The following is a 21,289-nucleotide window of genomic DNA, read 5'->3' as shown; positions in this document are numbered from 1 at the left end:
GGTCACTTCATAAAGGGTGGCTTTTGTTGAAACTAGAAAAGGTATGTAAATAACTACTTTTTTTAAATCACGCCTGTACTGAAGTAAATAATGACTCCATTTTGATTTTACTCTTTTTTCGAATTTTAGCATCTGCGTGTCTCATAACAAATTTATGCGCTACGGCGATCGCTAAAACATCATCTAATAACCCAATTCCGATAATTGCTGCTATATCTGGAATGAAATCAATTGCCCACACGTAATAGGATAAAGCAGCTATTATAATGAGCTTAGCTTTAGTTGGTAACCCTGACTTTTTTAAAGTGTAATATAAAATAATACTTTCATATACGCTAGATTTACCGAGGTTTGCAGAGCTTTTCTTGAATTTTTTCCAAAGTGTCTGTTTCTCCATATAAAAACTCCTTTTACAAAAAAATAGATTTTTTAAAAGGATAGACAAAGAAGAGAGGGTATAATCAATTTTATTGTATATTTCCACAAAAATAGGGAATTACCTGTTTAAAATAATATAATTTGGATTATGCAACGATTCATAGTGTTCCGTTACATAGTATATGTTCGTTCCAAGTAATGTAATACGAAGATTAAGTTTTGTGATAATACGTATAAAGGTGTTACTAAATTTACATGAAAAGCGACTATAGCTTATACGATTAAGTAGAATTTAAGAGGGGAAATAGCAAGAAGGTACTGTGGGAAATGGGCATTCCGCGAAAACTACAGGAGGCCATACAATACTGGTGAATCCAACCGAGAATTTTTCTGATGTAGAGGTAAAAACAATAGAGATATGAGAGCTGATACACAAGCTTTCATCGATGAATTACGACGGTTAAGTGTTAAGAAGTTGTCGCTTCGGCGATGGCTTTTTTATTTTTTCAGATGAAGCCGATGAGTTTGAGTTTTAGAATTTTATCGTGTTATTATTTATGTAACAAGGGGATGTTGTAAGAAAAAATACAATTTGAGGGGAAAATGAGAATGGGAATTTATAACTATGAAGCGAAAGAGGATTTGCAAGTAGGAGAAGTTTGTTTAGAACGAGATATTTATGAAATTATAAATTTTTACAAGAAAGGGTCAATAGTTTTATGTGATTCAGTCTCTCGTTTCAGTGCGAATTCAGACAGAATGTTTGAAGTGATAAATAGGATAGAAACATATATGCATAAAAATGAAGACTATACATATCAGGTTTCGGATAGGCCTAAGCTGATTTATGTAGTTGAGCAGGTCAGATAAGGAGCATTCATAACGGATGCTTTTTCTTTTTTATATAGAAAGTACACATTAAACGTGAATTTGAACGAAATGTATATAGATGATTTAGTTTTTATTAAATATTTTAATAAGTGGTATGGGGGAAGAAAAATGAAAATAAGAGAACTACCAATTGAATTCGAATTTAACGGGCAACAACAATGTATTTATCCAAGTTTAATTATATTACATAATGAATTAACATTAGTCGATACGGGATATACAAATTTTTTACCTTTAATTGAAGATGCAATTTTAAAACTTGGGTATGAGATGAGAAACTTAAAAAATATAATTATTACTCATTATGATGACGATCATATAGGATCTTTATATGATTTCAAAGTTAAATATCCTCACGTTAATATTATTGCTAGTGAAATTGAATCCAGCTACATTAATGGTCATAGAAAATCAGAGAGATTAGTTCAAGCAGAAGAAATGTTAGAACGTATGCCAAATGAAGAAAAAGAATTTGGGAAATGGTTTATACAACAGTTGAAAAATATAAAACATATTTCCGTCGATGAAAAAGTACATGATGGCCAAATGATTTTGAATAATGAATGTCAAATAGTAGCAACACCAGGACATACTTCGGGGCATATTTCATTATATTTTCCGAATTCAAACTGTGTAATTACAGGGGATGCGGCCGTTCAAGCAAATTGTGAATTAGTAATAGCTAATCCGAATTTTTGTTTAGATATAGAAAAAGCGGAAGAATCTTTAAAGAAAATTAAAAACCTTAAAGCAGCAGGCTATTATTGCTATCATGGAGGAAAGCTTACTTTATAAAATAATAAAAAACCGATCTTTCCCATATTGAAAAGATCGGTTTTTTTAATTCATAGATTCTGCAATTTTAATTAAATCTTTTACGTTATATTTTCCTTGTATATAGCGTTTGTTACCAATTGCAATTGTATATTGAAAACCATTTTGCTGAAAGATAAGCTCATATGCTGAATCAAAATGAGGATTATATAATGCTTTTATATTATTTTTTAAGCTGTAGAACTTAGCTCCCCTATATACATAGAAGCCTAATTTATTTTGAACTGGTGAAACGGTGATTTTTAAAATCCCATTACTATCTTCATTGTAGTATTGGAGGTTTAAGTAATCGTTATAAATGTACCCTTGAAATTCATGAATTTCGAACGGGAATTTTGTAGGAGTAAGTATATGTTCCTTACACTTCATTTCATATTCTTTTACGATAGTAGCTTCTTTCATAAATGGATTCGTTCCATCATAAATTTGATTAATTCGAGATATTTTATTATTCTTTGTTACTATTTCTAAAATGCAACTGATAGTAAATTCATCATATGTGTCTTTGGAATAAGAAATAAGAATTGTGGTATCTTTTTTTGGAGATGGTACGATTTTAATTTCATGAATAGGTTTATTTGTTTGGAAAGTAGGTAGTTCAATCCCTGCAGTTACATATGACTGCATTAATTTTTTATCATCTTTCAGTAAAGCTTGTTTAAATTCACTTATCACATCTGTTTGAGATTTCGCCATTATAATTGTGTTGGATTGAAAATATAGTAAGAAAAATACGCAAAAAATTTTTATGAATGTATTGGTCAATTTTATCACCTTGTAACTATGTTTCCTTAACATTGAAATATATATGTATAGGAGGGAGAGAAGATGAGTTTACTGCTTGATGTAATAATGGCTATAATTACATTTTACCCTCGAAATGACATGAAATTAAAACATCATATTGCAAAATTAAGTGAATTTGAATGGTTTCGAAGGCTACATGAAGATACAAAGTATACAAGACTCATTTGGAGTAATAGAAAAATTAAAAAGTTTATTTTGTCTACGACTAACATGGAAACATTAATAAATTCCGAGAAAAAACAAATAGAATTTGTCCAACTAGTACATAATGAATATAAAAAAAGAAGATAAGAATTTTTTTATTTTTCATATTTGGCGAAACAAATGGTACAATGAAAGCTAATGTGAAAAATAAGGAAAAGAAGTGGTCTATTTGAAAAACTTTTTAGAATTAGGAATTAGTGAAACTTTTAATCATACATTACGTGAAAATGGAATTACAGAAGCAACACCAATTCAAGAGCAGGCAATTCCTGTTATTATGTCTGGTAAAGATATTATTGGGCAGGCAAAAACAGGTACGGGTAAAACGTTAGCATTCGTGTTACCGATTTTAGAAAAAATCGATCCAGAGTGTAGTGATGTTCAGGCTTTAATTGTTGCACCAACAAGGGAACTAGCGCTGCAAATTACGACTGAAATAAAAAAAATGCTTGTTCAAAGAGAAGATATTAATGTACTAGCGATTTATGGCGGGCAAGATGTAGCACAGCAATTGAGAAAATTAAAAGGAAATACACATATAGTTGTTGCGACACCAGGACGCTTATTAGATCATATACGTCGTGAAACAATTGATTTAAGTAATCTTTCAACGATTGTACTAGATGAAGCGGATCAAATGCTTTATTTCGGTTTCTTATATGATATTGAAGATATTTTAGATGAGACACCTGGTAGTAAACAAACGATGTTATTCTCAGCAACGATGCCAAAAGATATTAAAAAATTGGCGAAACGTTATATGGATGAGCCGCAAATGATTCAAATACAAAGTGAAGAAGTAACGGTAAATACAATTGAGCAGCGTGTCATTGAGACGACAGATCGTGCAAAGCCAGATGCACTTCGTTTTGTTATGGATCGTGATCAGCCATTTTTAGCTGTTATTTTCTGTCGTACAAAGGTTAGAGCAAGTAAGTTGTATGATAATTTAAAAGGACTAGGTTATAATTGTGCTGAACTTCATGGCGATATACCTCAAGCGAAACGTGAAAGAGTTATGAAGAGTTTCCGCGAAGCGAAAATTCAGTACTTAATCGCGACTGATGTAGCAGCTCGTGGACTTGATGTAGATGGTGTAACGCACGTATTTAACTTTGATATCCCTGAAGATGTAGAAAGTTATATTCACCGCATTGGCCGAACAGGACGTGCAGGTGGATCAGGTCTTGCAATTACGTTTGTTGCAGCGAAAGATGAAAAACATTTAGAAGAAATTGAAAAAACGCTTGGTGCACCATTGCAAAGAGAAATAATCGAACAACCGAAGATAAGACGTGTAGATGAAAATGGAAAACCGGTACCAAAGCCGCCGGCCCCAAAGAAATCAGATCAATATCGTCAAAGAGATAGCCGCGAAGGTTCAAGAAGTGGTTCAAAAGGTGGCTCAAGAAATAGTTCGAGAAATGATAACAACCGATCATTTAACAAGCCAAGTAATAAAAAAGGTAGTACAAAACAAGGTCAGCAAAGACGTGGCCGTTAAATAGTTATAATTGTAAAAGAGTCGCAAAATATTGCGGCTCTTTTTTTGTTTGTATACAACAAGGATGATGGCAAGAAAAAACAAAAATTTCATTCACCGTATTTAAAAGTTATAAAGGAAATTTTATAATCCAAAACCAGTAGAGCAAGGGGATTACTACCATGTCGCAATTCAAGAACAAGTGCAACTTACGTATGAACAATATTTAATCGGAAAAAATCGAGAGAAAGCAATTCGTACTAGCTCCCCTGATGATGATACGGAGTATGAAAAAATCAATTGGTATAACGATACGAAAACATCTTTTGGAAACAAAGAATTGGACGATGGAGTGAAAGAAATTCGTAACATATTCAAATGGTAGGGGAATGTTATGCTGCAGCAAAAAGAGAAAGGGACTTATTATGTCTACTATTTAGGCAGAACACTTTTGTTGAAAGAAAAGGTATTGAAGCGAACGAATATTTTTATTACACATTCCGCAATTATTGAAATGGAACAAGAGAAGTTTATGAAGGATTAAACTCGTATGGGGGTACGATCGTTGGAAACTGGAATACTAATTTGTTAGTTTTGTTCGATGGGGAACTCGAGAAGCACCACTGCCATCCTAATTGGGAAATTGCTTACTATGACGATGAAGGTAATGTAGTGTGAAGTTAACAGAAGGGGTAGTATACGAAAAAAGAAAAAAGAAAAAAGGACTAGCAGTCGTACCTGCCGTCCTTTAATAGGAGAAAAAGTAATCTTGTTTAGAACTACGCATAAACAGAAAATCTGCTTGTGATTAGTTTTACCCTAAATATAAGTGTCTATACAAAAAAAGGGATAAGTAAAAAATACTTATCCCCGGAAGGGAAATCCCAAGCACCAAAATGGCTCGTATTGGTATGCAGGTTCAAAAGTAGTATATGTAAAATGAAAAATCTCATACAAAAAGCAGACAACGATTTTGGTTGTCTGCCAGTGAGTTCAATGAGTTAGCTAATTGTGATAATTTGCATCCCCATTACGAGAAGAGTGAAGCTGCTAGTTCAAACAGCTTGTTGGTATTATTTTCGATTTCTAAAAAAATATACAGAGAAAGCAGATAAGTGAAGAACCTACCTGCTTCTGCTGTAACAAAAGAAAGAAGTATTAGCCGTGGACACGGCGGCTTGAAAATAGTATGTATTTTTATTTGAAAAATATTCAAGAGATGAAGAAACATGGAATGTTTAATAAATGGTGTTTGCGAAATTAATCAGCTAATTAGTAAAACAAAGAGAAAAACAATGAGCAAATATAACAATAGAAAGGTAAATGTTCAAAAGAGCGATGAGTATAAAGTAAAACAAAATAGTTATTTGGGAGAAAGGGCGAATGAATACGGGATGAATTGAAGTTGTTGGAGAATTACTCGAGGTGATGAAAGAATGCTTTTTGAACGGAACATCTTTAAAGGTTGAAGCTAATGATTTTAATATTGTATCTTGGCTGATTGAAGAAGCGACGCGTAAAACAAAATAAAGATTTCATTTTGTAGCAAAGGGGAATAGATATGTGTACGTATTGGGAAACGCAGTTAAAGACTTCTTTAAGAGGTAAGAACTGGAACGAAATAAAAGAGCAGCTAGCAAAAGCTAACTGCTCAATACAAGGAGATACAGAGAAGACTACTTTACATGAATGTTGGCATACAGCCTACATTCAGTATTGACCGAATATTTATTTTAAATCCAATTTATTTAAAGTAAACATCCCAACAGATAAAATGGCTGCGCCTGCTACAGAACCTAGCCAGTCTCTCCAGCCTAATGTATTTAAAGATGCATCTGTTAAATCCATAATTAAGAAGATAGCAAACATTAATACACAAAATGCTAAGCATCCCCAAAATGTTTGCAAATATTTAATTATCTTATTTCGGAACTTGCTCATATAAATCACCCTTATTAATAATTTATATTTTTATAAATAAACTATTACATATATAAATTAAAAGTACGGAATATGCAATATTGCATATTGGGACTCAACAAAATAATCCATTCATAAGTAAATAAATCGAACAGAGGGGAACCGTATCGTATGAATCAATTGTCATTTTTTGAAGCTATCGATGAAAAGGAGATGCGTAGACTTGTGATAAAGGAGATGAAAAACTACAAAGTATTGTGCGTCTGAATGAAGAATTAAGAAAAATAGGTTCAAGCAGGGGGCATCGTTTTTTTCCTAAAATGAAAGTTGACGATAAGAAACATGAGATACGTTTTAAACAAATTGAACGGAAGTTAAAAAATAAAAATTTATAAAGGAAATAGAAAGAAGGATGTTGTATATAAACAATAATTAGGAAACTTTTTACTAACTAAACATATAATTAAAATAGACCGACAGTCGGTCTGGCGGGAAGGAGAACGTGAATGCGCATAGTTAAGGAATATGAGGAACGACGAAAGGAAATTTTAGAAACTGCTGAACGTTTATTTATTACGAAAGGCTATACGAAAACAACAGTAAATGACATTTTAAAAGAGATAGGAATAGCAAAGGGGACGTTTTATCACTATTTTAAGTCGAAAGAAGAAGTAATGGATGAGATTATTATGAGGGTTATTAAAGAAGATGTTGCTAAAGCGAAAGTAATCGTCTCTAACCCAAATATCCCAGTTTTAGAAAAGTTATTTCGAATTTTAATGGAACAATCGCCAAAATCAGGGGATGTAAAAGATAAAATGATTGAGCAATTTCATCAACCAAATAATGCAGAAATGCATCAAAAAAGTTTAGTACAATCGATTATACATTTATCTCCAGTATTAGCTGAAGTTTTAGAGCAAGGAATCGATGAAGGCATATTTTCTACACCATACCCACAAGAAACGATTGAATTATTACTTTCTTCGGCACAAGTCATATTTGATGAAGGTTTATTCCAGTGGAAGGCGGAAGAAATGATGAGAAGAGCGAAAGCTTATATTAAAATGATGGAAGCATCTGTTGGAGCGAAAGAAGGATCCTTTGATTATATGCTGGAGGTTTTAATTAAACAGAAATGATGATTTCTGTTTAATTTTTACAGACCGACAGTCGGTCTAAATTAAATGAAGGGTGTGATGAAGATGCCAGCAAGTATACAATCTTCTATGAAAGATTTTCACTTAATGGTGAGTGGGCAAATTATTACTATTTTAGGATCAACACTTTTACGTTTTGCTCTGTCGTTATATGTGCTAGATATAACAGGGCGTGCTGATATATTCGCAGGATTATATGCGGTTACGAGTATTCCGTTTTTGTTAGCCCCTGTTGGCGGAGCGATAGCTGATCGTTTCAATCGCCGTAATGTAATGGTCATTTTTGATTTTATAAACGCTGCGATTGTATTAAGCTTTATGGTTTTATTATTTACTGGAACTGTATCTATTGTATTAATTGGGACAATTATGTTTTTACTAGCAGTCATTAGTGCAATGTACTCACCAGTTGTAATGGCGAGTATTCCGAAATTAGTTCCAGAGAAAAAGTTAGAACAAGCGAACGGTATCGTAAATGGTGTGCAAGCATTATCTAATATAGTTGCTCCTGTATTAGGAGGAATATTGTACGGCATAATTGGTTTGGAAACGCTCGTAATAATAAGCTGTCTTGCTTTCTTTTTATCTGCGATTTTAGAAATGTTTATTACGATACCTTTTATAAAAAGAGTGCAAGAAAGACATATCATACCGACAATTGTCAAAGATATGAAAGAAGGTTTTATATATGTTTTAAAACAACCATTTATTTTGAAATCTATGCTTTTAGCCGCATTACTAAATTTAATACTGACACCGCTATTTGTAGTTGGTGCTCCAATTATTATACGAGTAACGATGGAAAGTAGCGACACGTTATACGGAATTGGAATGGGATTCATAGATTTTGCAACGATATTAGGTGCGGTATCTATAGGTTATTTTGCGAAAAAGATAAAGATGAGAACATTGTATTACTGGATGCTTTTAATAGCTTTATTAGTAATACTAATGTCACTATCAGTTACGCCATTTATTCTTAATTTAGGACACTATCCACCATTTATCCTCTTTATACTTTCTTCTATTCTAATTGCAATGATCATGACAATTGTATCCATCTATGTAATTACTGTAGTCCAAAAGAAAACACCAAATGAAAACCTAGGAAAAGTAATGGCAATTATAACAGCGGTATCTCAATGTATGGCGCCAATTGGGCAAATTATTTATGGTTTTATGTTTGAAGAATTCAATATAAAAATTTATTTACCTATATTAGCTATTAGTTTCATAATGATAATAATAGCGATCGTGACGAAGAAAATATTATGGAATGAAGGGGACTAGCTTCATATGATTAGGAGAATGTTAAAAAGAGATTTCTCTCAAAATAAAATGATAATTACCATTTTATTTATGTTTATCATGTTATCAAGTCTTTTAATGGCTAGTGCTTCAAGTAACGTTATAAATTTATTGAACTCGATGAATCAACTGTTTAAAGTATCAAACGCACCGCACTTCGTACAAATGCATGCCGGAGAAATAAATCAAAAGTCAATCGATTCATTTGTAGCGAAAACTCCTTTTGTAAAAGAACAGCAAACGGCTGAGATGATTCAAATTGGCGGGTCTAACATTTTTATAAAGAAGAAAAATGAAGCGGAACATAATAGTGTAATGGACATTAGTTTCGTTAAACAAAATAGTAATTTTGACTTTTTATTAGATTTAAATAATGAAGTGATCAATGTTAGGAAAGGGGAAATAGGTGTACCAATTTATTATATGCAAAAATATAAATTGCGAATTGGAGATAAAATATGGGTTGTTAAAAATAATAATGAACTAGCATTGACTATTTCGGCATTTGTTCGTGATGTACAAATGAACCCATCACTTGTTAGTTCAAAACGATTTGTAATAAGTAATGAAGACTTCGAAAGAATAAAAAGAAATTTCGGAGAAAGCGAATATCTTATTGAATTCCAGCTGACAGATGTAAATAAAATAAATGAATTTGAACATCTATACCAATCAGCGAACTTACCTCAAAAAGGTCCCTCTATTACGTATTCACTCTTTAAAACACTCAATTCATTAACAGATGGAATTATAGCTGCAGTGCTTATCATAATAAGTGCACTATTAATGCTAATCGCAAGTTTATGTATAAGATTTACGATTATTACTTCTATGGAAGAAGATTATCGAGAAATAGGTGTTATGAAAGCTATCGGCATTACAAGTACAGAGATTCAAAAGCTATATATAACAAAATACGTTGTTATAGCTGCTAGCGGATGTATATGCGGGTATTTTCTTTCATTATTTGTTACAAAAATATTCACTTCGAATATCACTCTTTATATGGGGGCGGCAGATAAAAGTATTTTACACAATGTTGTGCCATTCATAATTACAACATTGTTATTTTTAGTCGTTATCCTGTACTGTCGCATCATTTTGCGGAATTTTAGGGGGATTACAGCAATAGACGCTTTACAATCAAGGGATAAACTAGGGAAAAGAAAGATTAGAAACTCTTTTTCACTCAATCGATCTAAATTTAAAAATGCAAATATATTTATTGGTATACAAGATGTTATAAAAAGATTTAAGTTATATCGCGTATTAAGTATCGTATTAATAATAGCTGTGTTCATGATTGTAGTACCTGTTAACTTTTTGTATACAATCCAGTCACCGGAATTTGTAAATTATATGGGGACAGGAAAAAGTGATATTCGAATAGATTTACAGCAATCTGAAAATATAGAGAAACGATTTAAGGACGTAATTTCATATATACGAAATGATGAAGAAGTAGAAAAATATGCAGCATTTGTAACGAGTACATTTAAAATGGTAAACGCTGATGGTACACATGAAAACTTAAATGTAGAAGTAGGAGACTTCACTCAATTTCCATTAGAGTATATTCAAGGCAAGTCACCAAAAAATGAAAATGAGATTGCGCTTTCTTATATGAACGCAAATGAATTAAAAAAGAATGTAAGGGATGAAATCATCTTATTTGTAGATGGAGAAGAGAAAGCACTAACTATTAGTGGTATATATCAAGATGTAACGAATGGTGGGAAAACAGCTAAAGCGAGCTTCTCTTATAATAACGAAAATATATTATGGTATGTAGTAAATGTAGACGTGAAGACTATTGTGAGTTTGCAAGAAAAAGTAAAAGAGTATAAACAAAATTTTCATTCAGCAAAAATAACAGATACGGATAATTATTTATCTCAAACTTTAGGAGAGACAATTAAACAATTAAGACTCGTGACTCAAGTGGCAATGTTGTTAGCTATAGCGATCTCTGTTTTAATAACTACGATGTTTTTAAAAATGTTATTGGCAAAAGATTCTTCGCAAATATTAATTATGAAAAGTATCGGCTTTTCTTCCAAAGATATTCGTATACAGTATATAACACGTTCTATTGTCATTGTATTATTAGGCATTGTAACAGGGACATGTATAGCTGCTACGTTTGGTGAGATGTTAGTAAGTTGGTTGGGCTCATTTATGGGAGCAGCTCATATAAAGTTTGTCGTAAATCCTATTGTCTCTTATGTAATATGTCCAGCTATTTTATTTATATGTGTGACTGCAACAACACTTTTCAGTAGTTTCACTATGAAACAAGCAAACGATTTAAAACGAAATGGGGAGTAGGGGTTGTAACGTGAAAAAAATTGTAGAAGTAAAACAATTAAACAAAAAATATTCAATAGATGAAAATGCAAATTATTACGTGCTAAAAAATATAGATTTAGAGATTTATGAGGGAGAATTTGTATCGGTAATGGGGCCCTCTGGTTCTGGGAAATCAACGTTACTATATAATATTAGTGGAATGGATCAAATGTCATCAGGAAGTGTAAAAATTGATGGTAAAGAAATATCATGTATGAAAGAAGAAGCGTTAGCCAAATTGCGCCTTACTGAAATAGGATTTATTTTTCAGCAGAGTAACCTTCTTAGAAACTTGAATCTATTCGATAATATCATCTTGTCAGCATATTTAGCGAAATGTGAGAGTAAGAAAATAGTAAATGAACGTGCTCTAGAGCTAATGGGGAAAATGGGGATAAGTGATATAGCATCTTATTATATAACCGAAGCATCTGGAGGGCAATTACAAAGAGTTTCTATTTGTAGAGCACTCATCAATAATCCAAATGTTATTTTTGCTGATGAGCCAACTGGTGCTCTAAATTTAAAATCAACAGAAGAAGTAATGCATATCTTATTAAATATTAATCGTGATGGAACTACTATTATGTTAGTCACTCATGATGTAAAGGTAGCAGCGAAAACAGAAAGAGTTCTTTTTATGGTGGACGGTGAAATTGTTAGTGAAATACAGTTAGGTAAGCTTAGGAACGATGATGTAAAAGCGCGAGAAGAGAAGTTGTTAAAATGGTTAGCTGTACTTGGATTTTAAAGACACAAACTCCTATTGAATGTAGGGGTTTTTTCTTTGTCTGAAAGTTCAAAAAGATATATAATAATTTTCTGACTATTAAAATGTGGAGGGATACGAATGAAAAATGAAACGTTGCATACGCAAGAAGATATTATTAAAATGCTTGATTCATTATTAAGACCAGCAGAACCATTTTGGAATGAATTTTATGCAAATAGAGAGAAGAACGTTCCATTTTTTGCAAATGTACCAGATGAGAACCTAATTTCATATATACAAAAAGAAAGAGTTCCAAAAGGGAAAGTATTAGAACTTGGATGTGGTCCAGGCAGAAATGCAATTTATCTAGCAAATGAAGGATTTGATGTAACAGCTGTAGATTTATCTATAGAGGGCATTAATTGGGCGAAAGAGAGAGCGTTAGCAAAAGGAATAGAAATTCATTTTATTTGTGATTCAATTTTCAATTTAGAGGTTCAAAACGAATTTGATTTTGTGTATGATTCGGGCTGTTTACATCACATTCCACCGCATAGAAGAATAAATTATGTGGAATTAATTAAAAACTCATTGAAATCGGGCGGTTATTTCGGATTAACATGTTTTGTAGCAGGCGATTTAGATGAGCGAAATGGATCAGAAATAACAGATTGGGACGTATATAGAGGATGGAGTCTACAAGGTGGTCTTGCTTATTCAGAAGAAAAATTAAGAGAGATATTTAAAGGATTTGAAGTAATTGAAATTAGAAAGATGAAGCAAATTGAGCAACCCAATACTATGTTTGGAGAATCATTTCTTTGGACAGCATTATTTAAGAAGAAATAAGAAAGTAGATAATTGACAAACTTATCGTTTTTATAGACAATACACTTGCAGGAATGTACGTTCGGTTATTGTTAACCGATGTATATTTTGCATAAATACATAACAAGGGGATGTCTCTATATGAGTAACACAAATCAAAAAATTACTACGTTTTTAATGTTTGAGAGCAAAGCTGAGGAAGCGATGAATTTTTACACGTCGCTATTCGATCAATCAGAAATTGTAAATATCTCTCGCTACGATGAAAATGGACCTGGTAAAGAGGGTACTGTAATTCAGGCAACGTTTACGTTACACGGGCAAGAGTTCATGTGCATAGATAGTTATGTAAATCATAATTTTACATTTACACCAGCTATGTCTCTTTATGTAACTTGTGATACGGAAGAAGAAATTGAAACGGCTTTTAATAAACTAGCGGAGGATGGAGCAGTACTTATGCCTTTAGGGTCTTATCCGTTTAGTAAAAAATTTGGTTGGTTAAATGATAAGTATGGTGTGTCTTGGCAGCTAACTCTTGCTGAATAAAGCTTTAAAAAGAAAAGCGTAACCCATTTATAGTTACGCTTTTCTTTTTAAGAATTTTGTTGGCCGATTCTTTTTCCAAGTTTAGCTAACAATTCAGGCTGATCCCCTTGGCTCATTACAACTTCAACAAAGATAAGCTGATCCTTATTAAGATTTATTTTCGTTAAGACTTTTGCCAGCTCTGTTTCATTTTCCACTTTAAATGTTCGACTTTTTTCTTTCAATCCGAATACGTTCGCTAGTTTTGTGTAATCCCACATTTGTATGTCATTATACGGTTCGTTTTGACCGTGAATTGCACGTTCAACAGTGTATCCATTGTTATTAATTAAAAATATAATTGGTTTTAAATTTTGATGTAGTATAGTCGATAACTCTTGAACAGTTAATTGGAAAGAACCATCACCAATAATTAAAATGTTGCGCCGCGATAAATTAGCGAGCTGTGTACCAAGTAGAGCAGGTAATGTATAGCCGATCGATCCCCATAATGGTTGCGCTACATATGTAGTGTTGTATGGTAAAGGGATAGCGGCACTACCAAAGAAAGGTGTTCCTTGCTCTGCAAGCAAGACGTCGTTTTCTTGTAAGAAATGGTACATTTGCTGCCAAAAACGGTTTTGCGTAACCATTTGCATTTTTGGATTAAACTCTTCTGTAATAGAAACTGATTCTGAAATAAACGGCTTAATTTCAAGAGTTTCCTCGTTGCGATGCTCAATTAAGTCACTTAAATGTTGTAAAACATCTTTCATTACAACTGGCCCGTATTTTTTATCTATAATTTTCACAGTGTAGGGATGAATTTCTATAACTTGTTCTTTCGTAAAACCTTGTGTGAAACCGCCTGTTATAGTATCAGTTAACTTTACACCAATACTAATAATACAGTCAGATTCATCAATTCTTTTTCGCAAGTACGAAGAACTTACATCACCAGTATAAACCCCTATAAATTGAGGGTGTTTTTCTGGAAATATTCCTTTTCCCATACTTAACGTCGCGATAGGAAACCCAGTTTTTTCTACGAATTGATGCAAATATTCTTCCGCATGAAAACGTGACACTTCAAAATCAGCTAAAATAACAGGTTTTTTGGCACTATTTATTTTTGAAGTTGCATGTAGAAGCATTTTATCCAGCGCATCTTTATTACTTAAAACTGGTTTATGTAAAATTGGTTCCGTAGGTATATTAATGGGTTTATTATACACATCAATTGGTAATTGAATATGAACAGGGCGTTTTTCACTCCAACATGCACGTAACACACGGTCAATTTCTTCAACGGCATGCTCAGGTGTTAATTTTGATTGTGCTACCGTGATTTCTCTATACATATTGGAAAAATGATCGAACTTTCCATCACCTAACGTATGATGAACGAGTGCGCCATTCTCCATTACTGTTGTTGGTGGTGTCCCCGTGATTTTTATAACAGGTACGTTTTCTGCGTATGAGCCAGCAACACCGTTAATGGCGCTTAATTCTCCAACACCGAAAGTGGTAATAAGAGCGGAAATTCCTTTTATACGAGCATATCCATCAGCAGCATATGCTGCATTTAACTCATTACAATTGCCAACCCATTCTAACTTTTCATGTGCTACTACGTCATCTAAAAAAGCCAAATTATAATCACCAGGGACACCAAAAATATGCTCAATTCCTAATTCGCTTAGTCGGTCTAATAAATATGTACTTACAGTATATTGCGTTTTCAAGTGAATCATCTCCTAATTGTTTTGCTTTCTTGTAATAAAAGAAAGTAGCTCTAGAGTGTTGAGTAAAATATTCATTACTAGATTGTGGTATAATTTACATACAGGGGGAAAGTAGATGACACAACATAAAGAAGAACAGATGAATGAAGCATTAGCATTATTTTACTTTGCATATAAAACATTTACTGAAAAGCCAGATGAAATTATAAAAGAATATGGTATACAACGAGTACATCACCGAATTTTATTTTTTATCGCACGCTTTCCAGGGATAAGTGTAAATGAGTTATTATCATTATTAGAAATAAGTAAACAGGCTCTTCACGGACCACTGCGTCAACTTGTAGAAAAGGGTTTAATTGAGAGCAATGAAGCTACACATGATCGCCGTGTGAAACAGTTATCTTTAACAGAAAAAGGTGTAGATTTAGAGAAAAAACTGAGCGATGTACAAAGGCAACAAATGAGTGCTATTTTTTCAAAATTTGGTGAATCGTGTGAAGAAAATTGGCATCAAGTTATGAATGAAATGGCAAATAGCCGATCAGGTTTTGATGCTTGGATATCGAAACGGGAAGTTGTAATCGATCAAAAATAATGAGAACTATATTTGTTTTTATAGTTTGAAAAAGAACAAATTTTATCCATACATTTGGCAACTATGGTTTGGTCATAGAGTGAATGGATAAAAAGATACATTACTAGATACTTTATACGTGTACGCAATGAAACAATAAAATTCACATTTCCGAGAGGGGAATTATCATGATTAAACTTGTACTTATTCGTCACGGACAAAGTTTATGGAATCTTGAAAATCGCTTTACTGGATGGACAGATGTAGATTTATCAGAGAATGGATTAAGTGAAGCGAGAGAAGCAGGAGCGATATTAAAGAAAAATGGATATACTTTCGATGTTGCGTATACATCTGTATTAAAACGAGCAATTCGGACGTTATGGATTGTACTTCATGAGATGGATCTTGCCTGGGTGCCAGTACATAAATCTTGGAAGTTAAATGAAAGACATTACGGTGCATTGCAAGGGTTAAATAAAGATGAAACAGCGAAAAAATATGGTGAGGAGCAAGTTCATATTTGGAGAAGAAGTATTGATGTAAGACCACCTGCTCTTACTGAAGATGATCCTAGATATGAAATGAATGATCCAAGATATAAAGCACTTAAAAAAGGTGAGTTTCCATTGACTGAATGTTTAGTGGATACGGAGAAAAGAGTACTTAATTATTGGCATTCAGAAATTGCGCCGTCATTAAAAAGTGGTGAAAAGGTGATAATTTCATCGCACGGTAATACAATTCGTTCGCTAGTGAAATACTTAGATAACCTTTCAAGTGATGGTGTTGTTTCATTAAATATTCCAACAAGCATTCCGCTCGTTTATGAATTAGACGATGATTTACGTCCAATTCGTCATTATTATTTAAGTATGGACGGAGAAGTACCAGAAGGGGAGATTCCGAAACATATTACTTTTTAACATGAAAATTTGAAATGAATGCTTGTCTACATATACAATGTAGACTCATGATAAAGACGTGGCACCTTCTAATGTATATGCGATGTAGCTAAATTTAGAAGCTTGTCCACGTCTTTTGTCATAAAGAGAGTTGCTTGTGCATGTAATGATATCGTGAGTAGTTTTTGAATGGAGGTTGATGTGATTGATGATCTCTAACATTCGAATTGGCTTATTTGTTTTAGCGATTGTCTTTATAGTTCTTGTTTTATTTTATTGGAAAAATGAGGAGTTGTACGAGGAGAAAAAGCAACGTATTAGAAAGACTTGGTATGGTTTGTTTATAGTATCAGTTACCGTGTATTTCATGATAAAAGGAATTGATTTAACCCTCTGGAAAAATCTTTTAATGTTCACTGCAATGGTTATTTTCGTTGATATTGCCTTTATTTTAACACCTAATATTTCAGAAATATGGGGAGCGAAATTTAGCGATATCGGCAAGACTGTTCAATCGATAAAACGGTCATTAATTGCTTCTAAAGCAAGAGGAGAAATATACACAACAATTATTCAAAATGTCAATCCGGCAGTATTTGGTACGATGGAATGGCATACGGAAGAAGAATATACAAAAAGCTTAAACGCATTTTTAGATTCGTATGGGGAAAAGATTGGGGCGAAAATTGTTGTATTTGAAGCGGCAAAGGAATTGAATACAAACTTTCGCGGTATCCGCTCACAATTTAGTATCATCGTTCCGTTTGAACACATTGAGCAATTGAATGAGCAGAAAGCGGTGCAAGTAGAAAATGTCGGAATTATACCAGCGAAAATAGTGAGTGATGTTTTCATTGTTATTGATGGGAAGAAAAATAATCTGCAAGATCGGGATTTTGAAAATGTATATAATTTAACAATACATCATAGTTATTTTAGTAAATGAGGACAGGATTTTTTTCTGTCCTTTTCACTTATACATAAAGACAAAGTAAATTTAGACAAACTTGTATAAAATCGGACAATCATCCCTACACTAGCACGTAGAGGTGATTGTAGTGATAAAAGATTATGACAATGATTTTTTTAAAGAAGATAATGAAGATACAACAGATTTCTCGTTAATAAAAGGAGATACATTACAGCAAGTAGAAGAACTAGAAGAAGAATTAAAAAGAAAATGATACTTGTACATGCTGTCTACATTTACGATATAATATAAATAGAAGGTTGTATCTTTTTGAAAAGGGGGAGAAGAGATGGCTGAAGTAAATGTGCAAAATTCTTCATTTTTTAAAGAAAAAAAAGAAGAACCAAATACAGATTTCTCTCTTGTGAAAGGTGCGTTAACGGAAAATATCAATCGTTTAGAGAAACTGATGAATAATAGCAGTTCAAAATATATACGAGTGAAAAAAACAAAAGAAAATGCATAGAGCATTTTCTTTTGTTTTTTATTTAGCATTTAACTTTTCTTTTACTTTTGCAGGTAAATCAGCTTCCTGAACCTCTTCATATGACTTCACTTCAATTGATGATATTTCATTTTTGCTCTTATCATCTTGATCTACATAAAGACATAAAAATGCATTTTCATTTAATTTATGTTCGTTTGATGCTTTCTTACTTCTAAATGTAATTTGTTTTTTTACTCCGTCTTCGTCATAAGCAGGCAGTGTGTAGTTTCGTAAGTTTCTACCTTCTACTTTTTCGATAGTTCCTTCGCCTTTTATCTGTACGTAATATACATCTTTACCAATTCGATTTAGTGATGCTCTTTCACATCCAATAGTAAAACTAGAAAATAATAAACATAGTGTAATAATCGCTAAAAACCTTTTCATTTTCTTTATCTCCTTCAATTTGTTTCTTTACACAGTATACGGCTATTATGAAATGAGAAAAATCGATTTAGATTACAACACCCTTACAGTGTTGTAAGAGTGTTGTCCATAAAATGAACAACATATTAAAAAGTTAAAAGAAAGGTAAAATAATGAATCATGGTATAATGATAAAAGACTTACATATTATTTTGTCATTTTGAGAGGAGTTTAAAAATGTATTCTACTTTAGAACAATTAACAAAGCACCCTGTATTTTATCATTTTGCAGAAATTTCAAAGATTCCTAGAGGATCGGGAAATGAAAAGGAAATTAGTGATTATTTAGTTGGCTTTGCAAAAGAGCGTAATTTAGAAGTGATTCAAGATGAAGCAATGAATGTCATTATTAAAAAAGAAGCAACTGTTGGCTATGAAAATGTACCAGCTATTATCATTCAAGGTCATATGGATATGGTATGTGAAAAAAATCAAGCAACCGTACATGATTTTGAAAAAGATCCAATTGAATTACGAATCATTGGGGACATGTTATATGCAAATCAAACGACTTTAGGCGCTGATAATGGTATTGCAGTGGCGTATGCGATGGCTTTATTAGATTCAAAAGACATTCCGCATCCAGCACTGGAAGTAGTTATTACCACTGAAGAAGAAACAACAATGGGTGGGGCTTTCGCTGTTGATGCAAATCACTTTGATGGTAAGATTTTTATAAATATTGATTCTGAAGAAGATCATAAATTACTTGTAAGTAGCGCAGGTGGTGCGAAAGCCGTTGAAACAATTCCAGTAATATGGGATGAAGCGCCAGCGAATACGGGTGCATACCGTCTATATGTTGGTGGTCTAAAAGGCGGACATTCTGGTATGGAAATTGATAAACAACGTGGTAATGCAAACAAAGTATTAGGACGAGTATTACGTGATCTATCAGCAAATATTCAATTTGATATAAGTGAAGTTCACGGCGGATTAAAAACGAATGCGATTCCGCGCGAAAGTGTAGCTACAATTGTATTGCGTACAGAAGATGTAGAGAAAGTGGCAGAAAAACTAGAATCTTGGACAAGAGTATTACAAGAAGAACTGCGTGCTGTTGATCCAGATATTCATGTTACACTTACAAAATTGGATGAGAAAGTAGAAAAAATATTTGCTAAAGAGACACAAAAGCAACTTATTTCATCATTATTCTTAATTCCAAACGGAATTCAAAGTATGAGCATGGATATTAAAGGTCTAGTAGAAAGTTCAACAAATTTAGGCGTTATTGAAACGTTACAAGATGAAATTAAATTACGTAACGAAGTGAGAAGTTCTGTAAGTAGTTTAAAACAACATGTTGCAGATGAAATTAAATGTATTGCCGATTTAGTTGGTGCAACATTTGAAATCGAGTCAGAGTATCCAGAATGGCCATACAATCCGAATTCACAAATTCGTAATTTGTTTGAAAAAGTACATCAAGAAAAATATAATAAAGATGTTGAAATCTTTGCTGTACATGCAGGAATCGAATGTAGTGTATTCGTTCAAAAGATGCCTGAATTAGATGCAATTTCATTCGGTCCAGATATATTTAATGTTCACACTCCAGATGAACATATTAGTATTTCTTCTGTTGTGAATAACTGGGGCTTCTTCGTTGATGTAATGAAGGATACGAAGGAATTAGCTAAATAATAGTAATGAAATGAAAAGTAGCCTATAAAACTTTATAGGCTACTTTTTTGTATAGCGTTTTATTTCATCATTTTCATTTCCACTCAATTGATATATTTTTACAATTTGACTTATGTAATTTAACACGTTATGATTTTTTTATTATAACAGAAAGGCTTGAATATAATGATTCATCGCTTGAGAAAGCTAAAAAATGTAGCAGTCGTATTAAGCTTCTAAGTGAATTATAAAGATCTACAATACTTAGAAGCGAGGAATAAAGGTATGAAGTATCCATTATATAATCATTGGTCAGAAACGAAGTATTTAAAAGATATAGTTACAAATCCACTCATTGAGGTAGGAGAGTACTCCTACTATTCAGGGTATTATGGTCACCAAAATTTTGAAGATGGCTGTGTAAGGTATTTGTGGGGAGATGCTAAGTCCCGAGCACTTTTCAATCCAATTGAACAGATGGGATGGCATCTTGATAAACTCATTATTGGGAATTATGTTTGTATTGCTAGTGGAGTAGTCATTTTAATGGGTGGTAATCACAATCATCACTCAGAATGGATTACAGTATATCCGTTCGCTGAGCAAATTGAACATTCATATGAACCGAAGGGTGATACAGTCATTAAAAGTGATGCTTGGATTGGAATGAATACTATTATAATGCCTGGCGTTACAATTGGTGAAGGTGCAATCGTTGCAGCAGGATCTGTCGTAAGTAAAGATGTTCCGCCGTATACAATAGTTGGTGGAAATCCTGCAAAGGAAATAAAGAAGCGGTTCACTGATACAGAAATGAATATGCTGATGGAAATGCGTTGGTTTGATTGGGATAGAGAATTAGTTGAGAAGGCAATGCCTATATTATCTAGCTCATTTATTAAACTATTATATGATTTTTATAAAAAGGAAGTAAAAAATAGATAAGTCTGTGAAATAAACTACATTCTATATAGGATGTAGTTTTTTATTATAAAAATTTAATAGTCTAGATTAAGGAAAATTCATCTAAATTCCGGAAAGATTTTATATGAAAAAAATACAGATGAATCATTAGCAATTGCTAGTATGAAAAAAGAATGGCGTTTATTTTGATTTTTTAATTTAAAGCACCCTGGTACAAGGATAGTTTA

At 32.7% G+C, this 21,289-nt stretch carries 26 protein-coding genes; 21 read left to right on the top strand and 5 right to left on the bottom strand.

What is annotated here, in order from left to right; all coding sequences use genetic code 11:
- Positions 1-67: 67 nt before the first annotated feature.
- Positions 68-397: a YkvA family protein gene (locus Q9B79_RS06510; RefSeq protein WP_306183079.1), complete on the bottom strand. Its 330-nt coding sequence runs from the start codon at positions 395-397 to the stop codon at positions 68-70.
- 590 nt (positions 398-987) lie between these two features.
- Here Q9B79_RS06510 and Q9B79_RS06505 point away from each other — a divergent pair.
- Both Q9B79_RS06505 and Q9B79_RS06500 read left to right on the top strand, forming a co-directional pair.
- Positions 988-1,248: a hypothetical protein gene (locus tag Q9B79_RS06505; RefSeq protein WP_000513513.1), complete on the top strand. Its 261-nt coding sequence runs from the start codon at positions 988-990 to the stop codon at positions 1,246-1,248.
- Positions 1,249-1,377: 129 nt separating this feature from the next.
- Positions 1,378-2,064 (top strand): MBL fold metallo-hydrolase, encoded by a 687-nt coding sequence (locus tag Q9B79_RS06500; RefSeq protein ID WP_306183078.1) that lies wholly within the window; start codon positions 1,378-1,380, stop codon positions 2,062-2,064.
- Between the two features lie 45 nt (positions 2,065-2,109).
- Here the strand turns inward: Q9B79_RS06500 and Q9B79_RS06495 are convergent, their stop codons facing one another.
- A complete protein-coding gene (locus Q9B79_RS06495) occupies positions 2,110-2,901 on the bottom strand; it encodes a hypothetical protein (protein WP_306183077.1) in 792 nt (263 codons plus the stop codon).
- 30 nt (positions 2,902-2,931) lie between these two features.
- Here Q9B79_RS06495 and Q9B79_RS06490 point away from each other — a divergent pair, with 30 nt between their 5' ends.
- From Q9B79_RS06490 to Q9B79_RS06465, 6 genes are all read left to right on the top strand, one after another.
- Entirely contained in the window at positions 2,932-3,201 is a 270-nt protein-coding gene (locus Q9B79_RS06490) for a hypothetical protein (protein ID WP_306183076.1), read from the top strand.
- Positions 3,202-3,274: 73 nt separating this feature from the next.
- Entirely contained in the window at positions 3,275-4,618 is a 1,344-nt protein-coding gene (locus Q9B79_RS06485) for a DEAD/DEAH box helicase (RefSeq protein ID WP_306183075.1), read from the top strand.
- Positions 4,619-4,799: 181 nt separating this feature from the next.
- Positions 4,800-4,982, top strand: coding sequence for a hypothetical protein (locus Q9B79_RS06480; protein WP_306183342.1), 183 nt, complete (start codon positions 4,800-4,802; stop codon positions 4,980-4,982).
- Between the two features lie 9 nt (positions 4,983-4,991).
- Positions 4,992-5,141: a hypothetical protein gene (locus tag Q9B79_RS06475; protein WP_306183074.1), complete on the top strand. Its 150-nt coding sequence runs from the start codon at positions 4,992-4,994 to the stop codon at positions 5,139-5,141.
- Between the two features lie 685 nt (positions 5,142-5,826).
- On the top strand, positions 5,827-6,000 hold the full coding sequence (locus Q9B79_RS06470; RefSeq protein WP_165507110.1) for a hypothetical protein: 174 nt from the start codon (positions 5,827-5,829) through the stop codon (positions 5,998-6,000).
- A gap of 158 nt (positions 6,001-6,158) precedes the next feature.
- Positions 6,159-6,317: a hypothetical protein gene (locus Q9B79_RS06465; protein ID WP_167498158.1), complete on the top strand. Its 159-nt coding sequence runs from the start codon at positions 6,159-6,161 to the stop codon at positions 6,315-6,317.
- Positions 6,318-6,325: 8 nt separating this feature from the next.
- Here the strand turns inward: Q9B79_RS06465 and Q9B79_RS06460 are convergent, their stop codons facing one another.
- Positions 6,326-6,538: a hypothetical protein gene (locus tag Q9B79_RS06460; protein WP_140969817.1), complete on the bottom strand. Its 213-nt coding sequence runs from the start codon at positions 6,536-6,538 to the stop codon at positions 6,326-6,328.
- A gap of 485 nt (positions 6,539-7,023) precedes the next feature.
- Here Q9B79_RS06460 and Q9B79_RS06455 point away from each other — a divergent pair, with 485 nt between their 5' ends.
- From Q9B79_RS06455 to Q9B79_RS06430, 6 genes are all read left to right on the top strand, one after another.
- Positions 7,024-7,659, top strand: coding sequence for a TetR/AcrR family transcriptional regulator (locus Q9B79_RS06455; RefSeq protein WP_306183073.1), 636 nt, complete (start codon positions 7,024-7,026; stop codon positions 7,657-7,659).
- 45 nt (positions 7,660-7,704) lie between these two features.
- A complete protein-coding gene (locus tag Q9B79_RS06450; RefSeq protein ID WP_306183072.1) occupies positions 7,705-8,967 on the top strand; it encodes an MFS transporter in 1,263 nt (420 codons plus the stop codon).
- A gap of 6 nt (positions 8,968-8,973) precedes the next feature.
- Positions 8,974-11,313, top strand: coding sequence for an ABC transporter permease (locus Q9B79_RS06445; protein ID WP_306183071.1), 2,340 nt, complete (start codon positions 8,974-8,976; stop codon positions 11,311-11,313).
- A 10-nt stretch (positions 11,314-11,323) separates the two neighbouring features.
- The gene (locus Q9B79_RS06440) at positions 11,324-12,085 is read left to right on the top strand and encodes an ABC transporter ATP-binding protein (protein ID WP_306183070.1); all 762 of its coding nucleotides are present in this window, start codon (positions 11,324-11,326) and stop codon (positions 12,083-12,085) included.
- A 99-nt stretch (positions 12,086-12,184) separates the two neighbouring features.
- Positions 12,185-12,895 carry a class I SAM-dependent methyltransferase gene (locus Q9B79_RS06435; protein WP_306183069.1) on the top strand — a complete coding sequence of 237 codons (711 nt, stop codon included), beginning with the start codon at positions 12,185-12,187 and terminating at the stop codon, positions 12,893-12,895.
- A 120-nt stretch (positions 12,896-13,015) separates the two neighbouring features.
- Positions 13,016-13,423: a VOC family protein gene (locus Q9B79_RS06430; RefSeq protein WP_306183068.1), complete on the top strand. Its 408-nt coding sequence runs from the start codon at positions 13,016-13,018 to the stop codon at positions 13,421-13,423.
- Positions 13,424-13,470: 47 nt separating this feature from the next.
- Here Q9B79_RS06430 and Q9B79_RS06425 read toward each other — a convergent pair whose 3' ends face one another.
- Positions 13,471-15,156, bottom strand: a complete 1,686-nt coding sequence (locus tag Q9B79_RS06425; RefSeq protein ID WP_306183067.1) for an alpha-keto acid decarboxylase family protein — start codon at positions 15,154-15,156, stop codon at positions 13,471-13,473.
- Between the two features lie 106 nt (positions 15,157-15,262).
- Here Q9B79_RS06425 and Q9B79_RS06420 point away from each other — a divergent pair, with 106 nt between their 5' ends.
- The 5 genes from Q9B79_RS06420 to spoIISB all read left to right on the top strand — a co-directional run bounded on the left by Q9B79_RS06420 (position 15,263) and on the right by spoIISB (position 18,065).
- Positions 15,263-15,745, top strand: coding sequence for a MarR family winged helix-turn-helix transcriptional regulator (locus Q9B79_RS06420; RefSeq protein WP_306183065.1), 483 nt, complete (start codon positions 15,263-15,265; stop codon positions 15,743-15,745).
- Positions 15,746-15,912: 167 nt separating this feature from the next.
- Positions 15,913-16,650 carry a 2,3-diphosphoglycerate-dependent phosphoglycerate mutase gene (gene gpmA, locus Q9B79_RS06415; RefSeq protein WP_306183064.1) on the top strand — a complete coding sequence of 246 codons (738 nt, stop codon included), beginning with the start codon at positions 15,913-15,915 and terminating at the stop codon, positions 16,648-16,650.
- 187 nt (positions 16,651-16,837) lie between these two features.
- A complete protein-coding gene (locus Q9B79_RS06410; protein ID WP_306183333.1) occupies positions 16,838-17,575 on the top strand; it encodes a type II toxin-antitoxin system SpoIISA family toxin in 738 nt (245 codons plus the stop codon).
- A 112-nt stretch (positions 17,576-17,687) separates the two neighbouring features.
- Positions 17,688-17,813: a hypothetical protein gene (locus Q9B79_RS06405; RefSeq protein WP_000588712.1), complete on the top strand. Its 126-nt coding sequence runs from the start codon at positions 17,688-17,690 to the stop codon at positions 17,811-17,813.
- A gap of 75 nt (positions 17,814-17,888) precedes the next feature.
- Positions 17,889-18,065, top strand: coding sequence for a stage II sporulation protein SB (spoIISB, locus tag Q9B79_RS06400; protein ID WP_306183063.1), 177 nt, complete (start codon positions 17,889-17,891; stop codon positions 18,063-18,065).
- A gap of 18 nt (positions 18,066-18,083) precedes the next feature.
- On the opposite strand, the gene Q9B79_RS06395 is transcribed toward spoIISB, so the two are convergent.
- Positions 18,084-18,473, bottom strand: coding sequence for a YxeA family protein (locus Q9B79_RS06395; RefSeq protein WP_306183062.1), 390 nt, complete (start codon positions 18,471-18,473; stop codon positions 18,084-18,086).
- A gap of 216 nt (positions 18,474-18,689) precedes the next feature.
- Here Q9B79_RS06395 and pepD point away from each other — a divergent pair, with 216 nt between their 5' ends.
- Together pepD and Q9B79_RS06385 are read left to right on the top strand one after the other, a co-directional pair.
- Entirely contained in the window at positions 18,690-20,159 is a 1,470-nt protein-coding gene (gene pepD, locus Q9B79_RS06390; RefSeq protein ID WP_306183061.1) for a beta-Ala-His dipeptidase, read from the top strand.
- A gap of 264 nt (positions 20,160-20,423) precedes the next feature.
- Positions 20,424-21,083, top strand: coding sequence for a CatB-related O-acetyltransferase (locus Q9B79_RS06385; protein WP_306183060.1), 660 nt, complete (start codon positions 20,424-20,426; stop codon positions 21,081-21,083).
- Positions 21,084-21,289 lie beyond the last annotated feature (206 nt).

This window comes from Bacillus sp. MHSD_36, assembly GCF_030757775.1.
In the GTDB taxonomy this organism is placed as follows: Bacteria; Bacillota; Bacilli; order Bacillales; family Bacillaceae_G; genus Bacillus_A.
Note: the sequence above shows the minus strand (reverse complement) of the source record. Positions and strands in the feature narration are given on the sequence as shown.

Excerpts from the sequence above, each read along its gene's own strand:
- Q9B79_RS06505 (WP_000513513.1), top strand. The coding sequence starts at position 988 with ATGGGAATTTATAACTATGAAGCGAAAGAGGATTTGCAAGTAGGAGAA.
- Q9B79_RS06510 (WP_306183079.1), bottom strand. The coding sequence starts at position 397 with ATGGAGAAACAGACACTTTGGAAAAAATTCAAGAAAAGCTCTGCAAAC.
- Q9B79_RS06490 (WP_306183076.1), top strand. The coding sequence starts at position 2,932 with ATGAGTTTACTGCTTGATGTAATAATGGCTATAATTACATTTTACCCT.
- Q9B79_RS06435 (WP_306183069.1), top strand. The coding sequence starts at position 12,185 with ATGAAAAATGAAACGTTGCATACGCAAGAAGATATTATTAAAATGCTT.
- Q9B79_RS06445 (WP_306183071.1), top strand. The coding sequence starts at position 8,974 with ATGATTAGGAGAATGTTAAAAAGAGATTTCTCTCAAAATAAAATGATA.
- Q9B79_RS06410 (WP_306183333.1), top strand. The coding sequence starts at position 16,838 with ATGATCTCTAACATTCGAATTGGCTTATTTGTTTTAGCGATTGTCTTT.
- Q9B79_RS06420 (WP_306183065.1), top strand. The coding sequence starts at position 15,263 with ATGACACAACATAAAGAAGAACAGATGAATGAAGCATTAGCATTATTT.
- Q9B79_RS06450 (WP_306183072.1), top strand. The coding sequence starts at position 7,705 with ATGAAGGGTGTGATGAAGATGCCAGCAAGTATACAATCTTCTATGAAA.
- spoIISB (WP_306183063.1), top strand. The coding sequence starts at position 17,889 with ATGGCTGAAGTAAATGTGCAAAATTCTTCATTTTTTAAAGAAAAAAAA.
- Q9B79_RS06455 (WP_306183073.1), top strand. The coding sequence starts at position 7,024 with ATGCGCATAGTTAAGGAATATGAGGAACGACGAAAGGAAATTTTAGAA.
- Q9B79_RS06495 (WP_306183077.1), bottom strand. The coding sequence starts at position 2,901 with ATGTTAAGGAAACATAGTTACAAGGTGATAAAATTGACCAATACATTC.
- Q9B79_RS06430 (WP_306183068.1), top strand. The coding sequence starts at position 13,016 with ATGAGTAACACAAATCAAAAAATTACTACGTTTTTAATGTTTGAGAGC.
- Q9B79_RS06425 (WP_306183067.1), bottom strand. The coding sequence starts at position 15,156 with ATGATTCACTTGAAAACGCAATATACTGTAAGTACATATTTATTAGAC.
- pepD (WP_306183061.1), top strand. The coding sequence starts at position 18,690 with ATGTATTCTACTTTAGAACAATTAACAAAGCACCCTGTATTTTATCAT.
- Q9B79_RS06395 (WP_306183062.1), bottom strand. The coding sequence starts at position 18,473 with ATGAAAAGGTTTTTAGCGATTATTACACTATGTTTATTATTTTCTAGT.
- Q9B79_RS06500 (WP_306183078.1), top strand. The coding sequence starts at position 1,378 with ATGAAAATAAGAGAACTACCAATTGAATTCGAATTTAACGGGCAACAA.
- Q9B79_RS06465 (WP_167498158.1), top strand. The coding sequence starts at position 6,159 with ATGTGTACGTATTGGGAAACGCAGTTAAAGACTTCTTTAAGAGGTAAG.
- Q9B79_RS06470 (WP_165507110.1), top strand. The coding sequence starts at position 5,827 with ATGGAATGTTTAATAAATGGTGTTTGCGAAATTAATCAGCTAATTAGT.
- Q9B79_RS06460 (WP_140969817.1), bottom strand. The coding sequence starts at position 6,538 with ATGAGCAAGTTCCGAAATAAGATAATTAAATATTTGCAAACATTTTGG.
- Q9B79_RS06475 (WP_306183074.1), top strand. The coding sequence starts at position 4,992 with ATGCTGCAGCAAAAAGAGAAAGGGACTTATTATGTCTACTATTTAGGC.
- Q9B79_RS06385 (WP_306183060.1), top strand. The coding sequence starts at position 20,424 with ATGAAGTATCCATTATATAATCATTGGTCAGAAACGAAGTATTTAAAA.
- gpmA (WP_306183064.1), top strand. The coding sequence starts at position 15,913 with ATGATTAAACTTGTACTTATTCGTCACGGACAAAGTTTATGGAATCTT.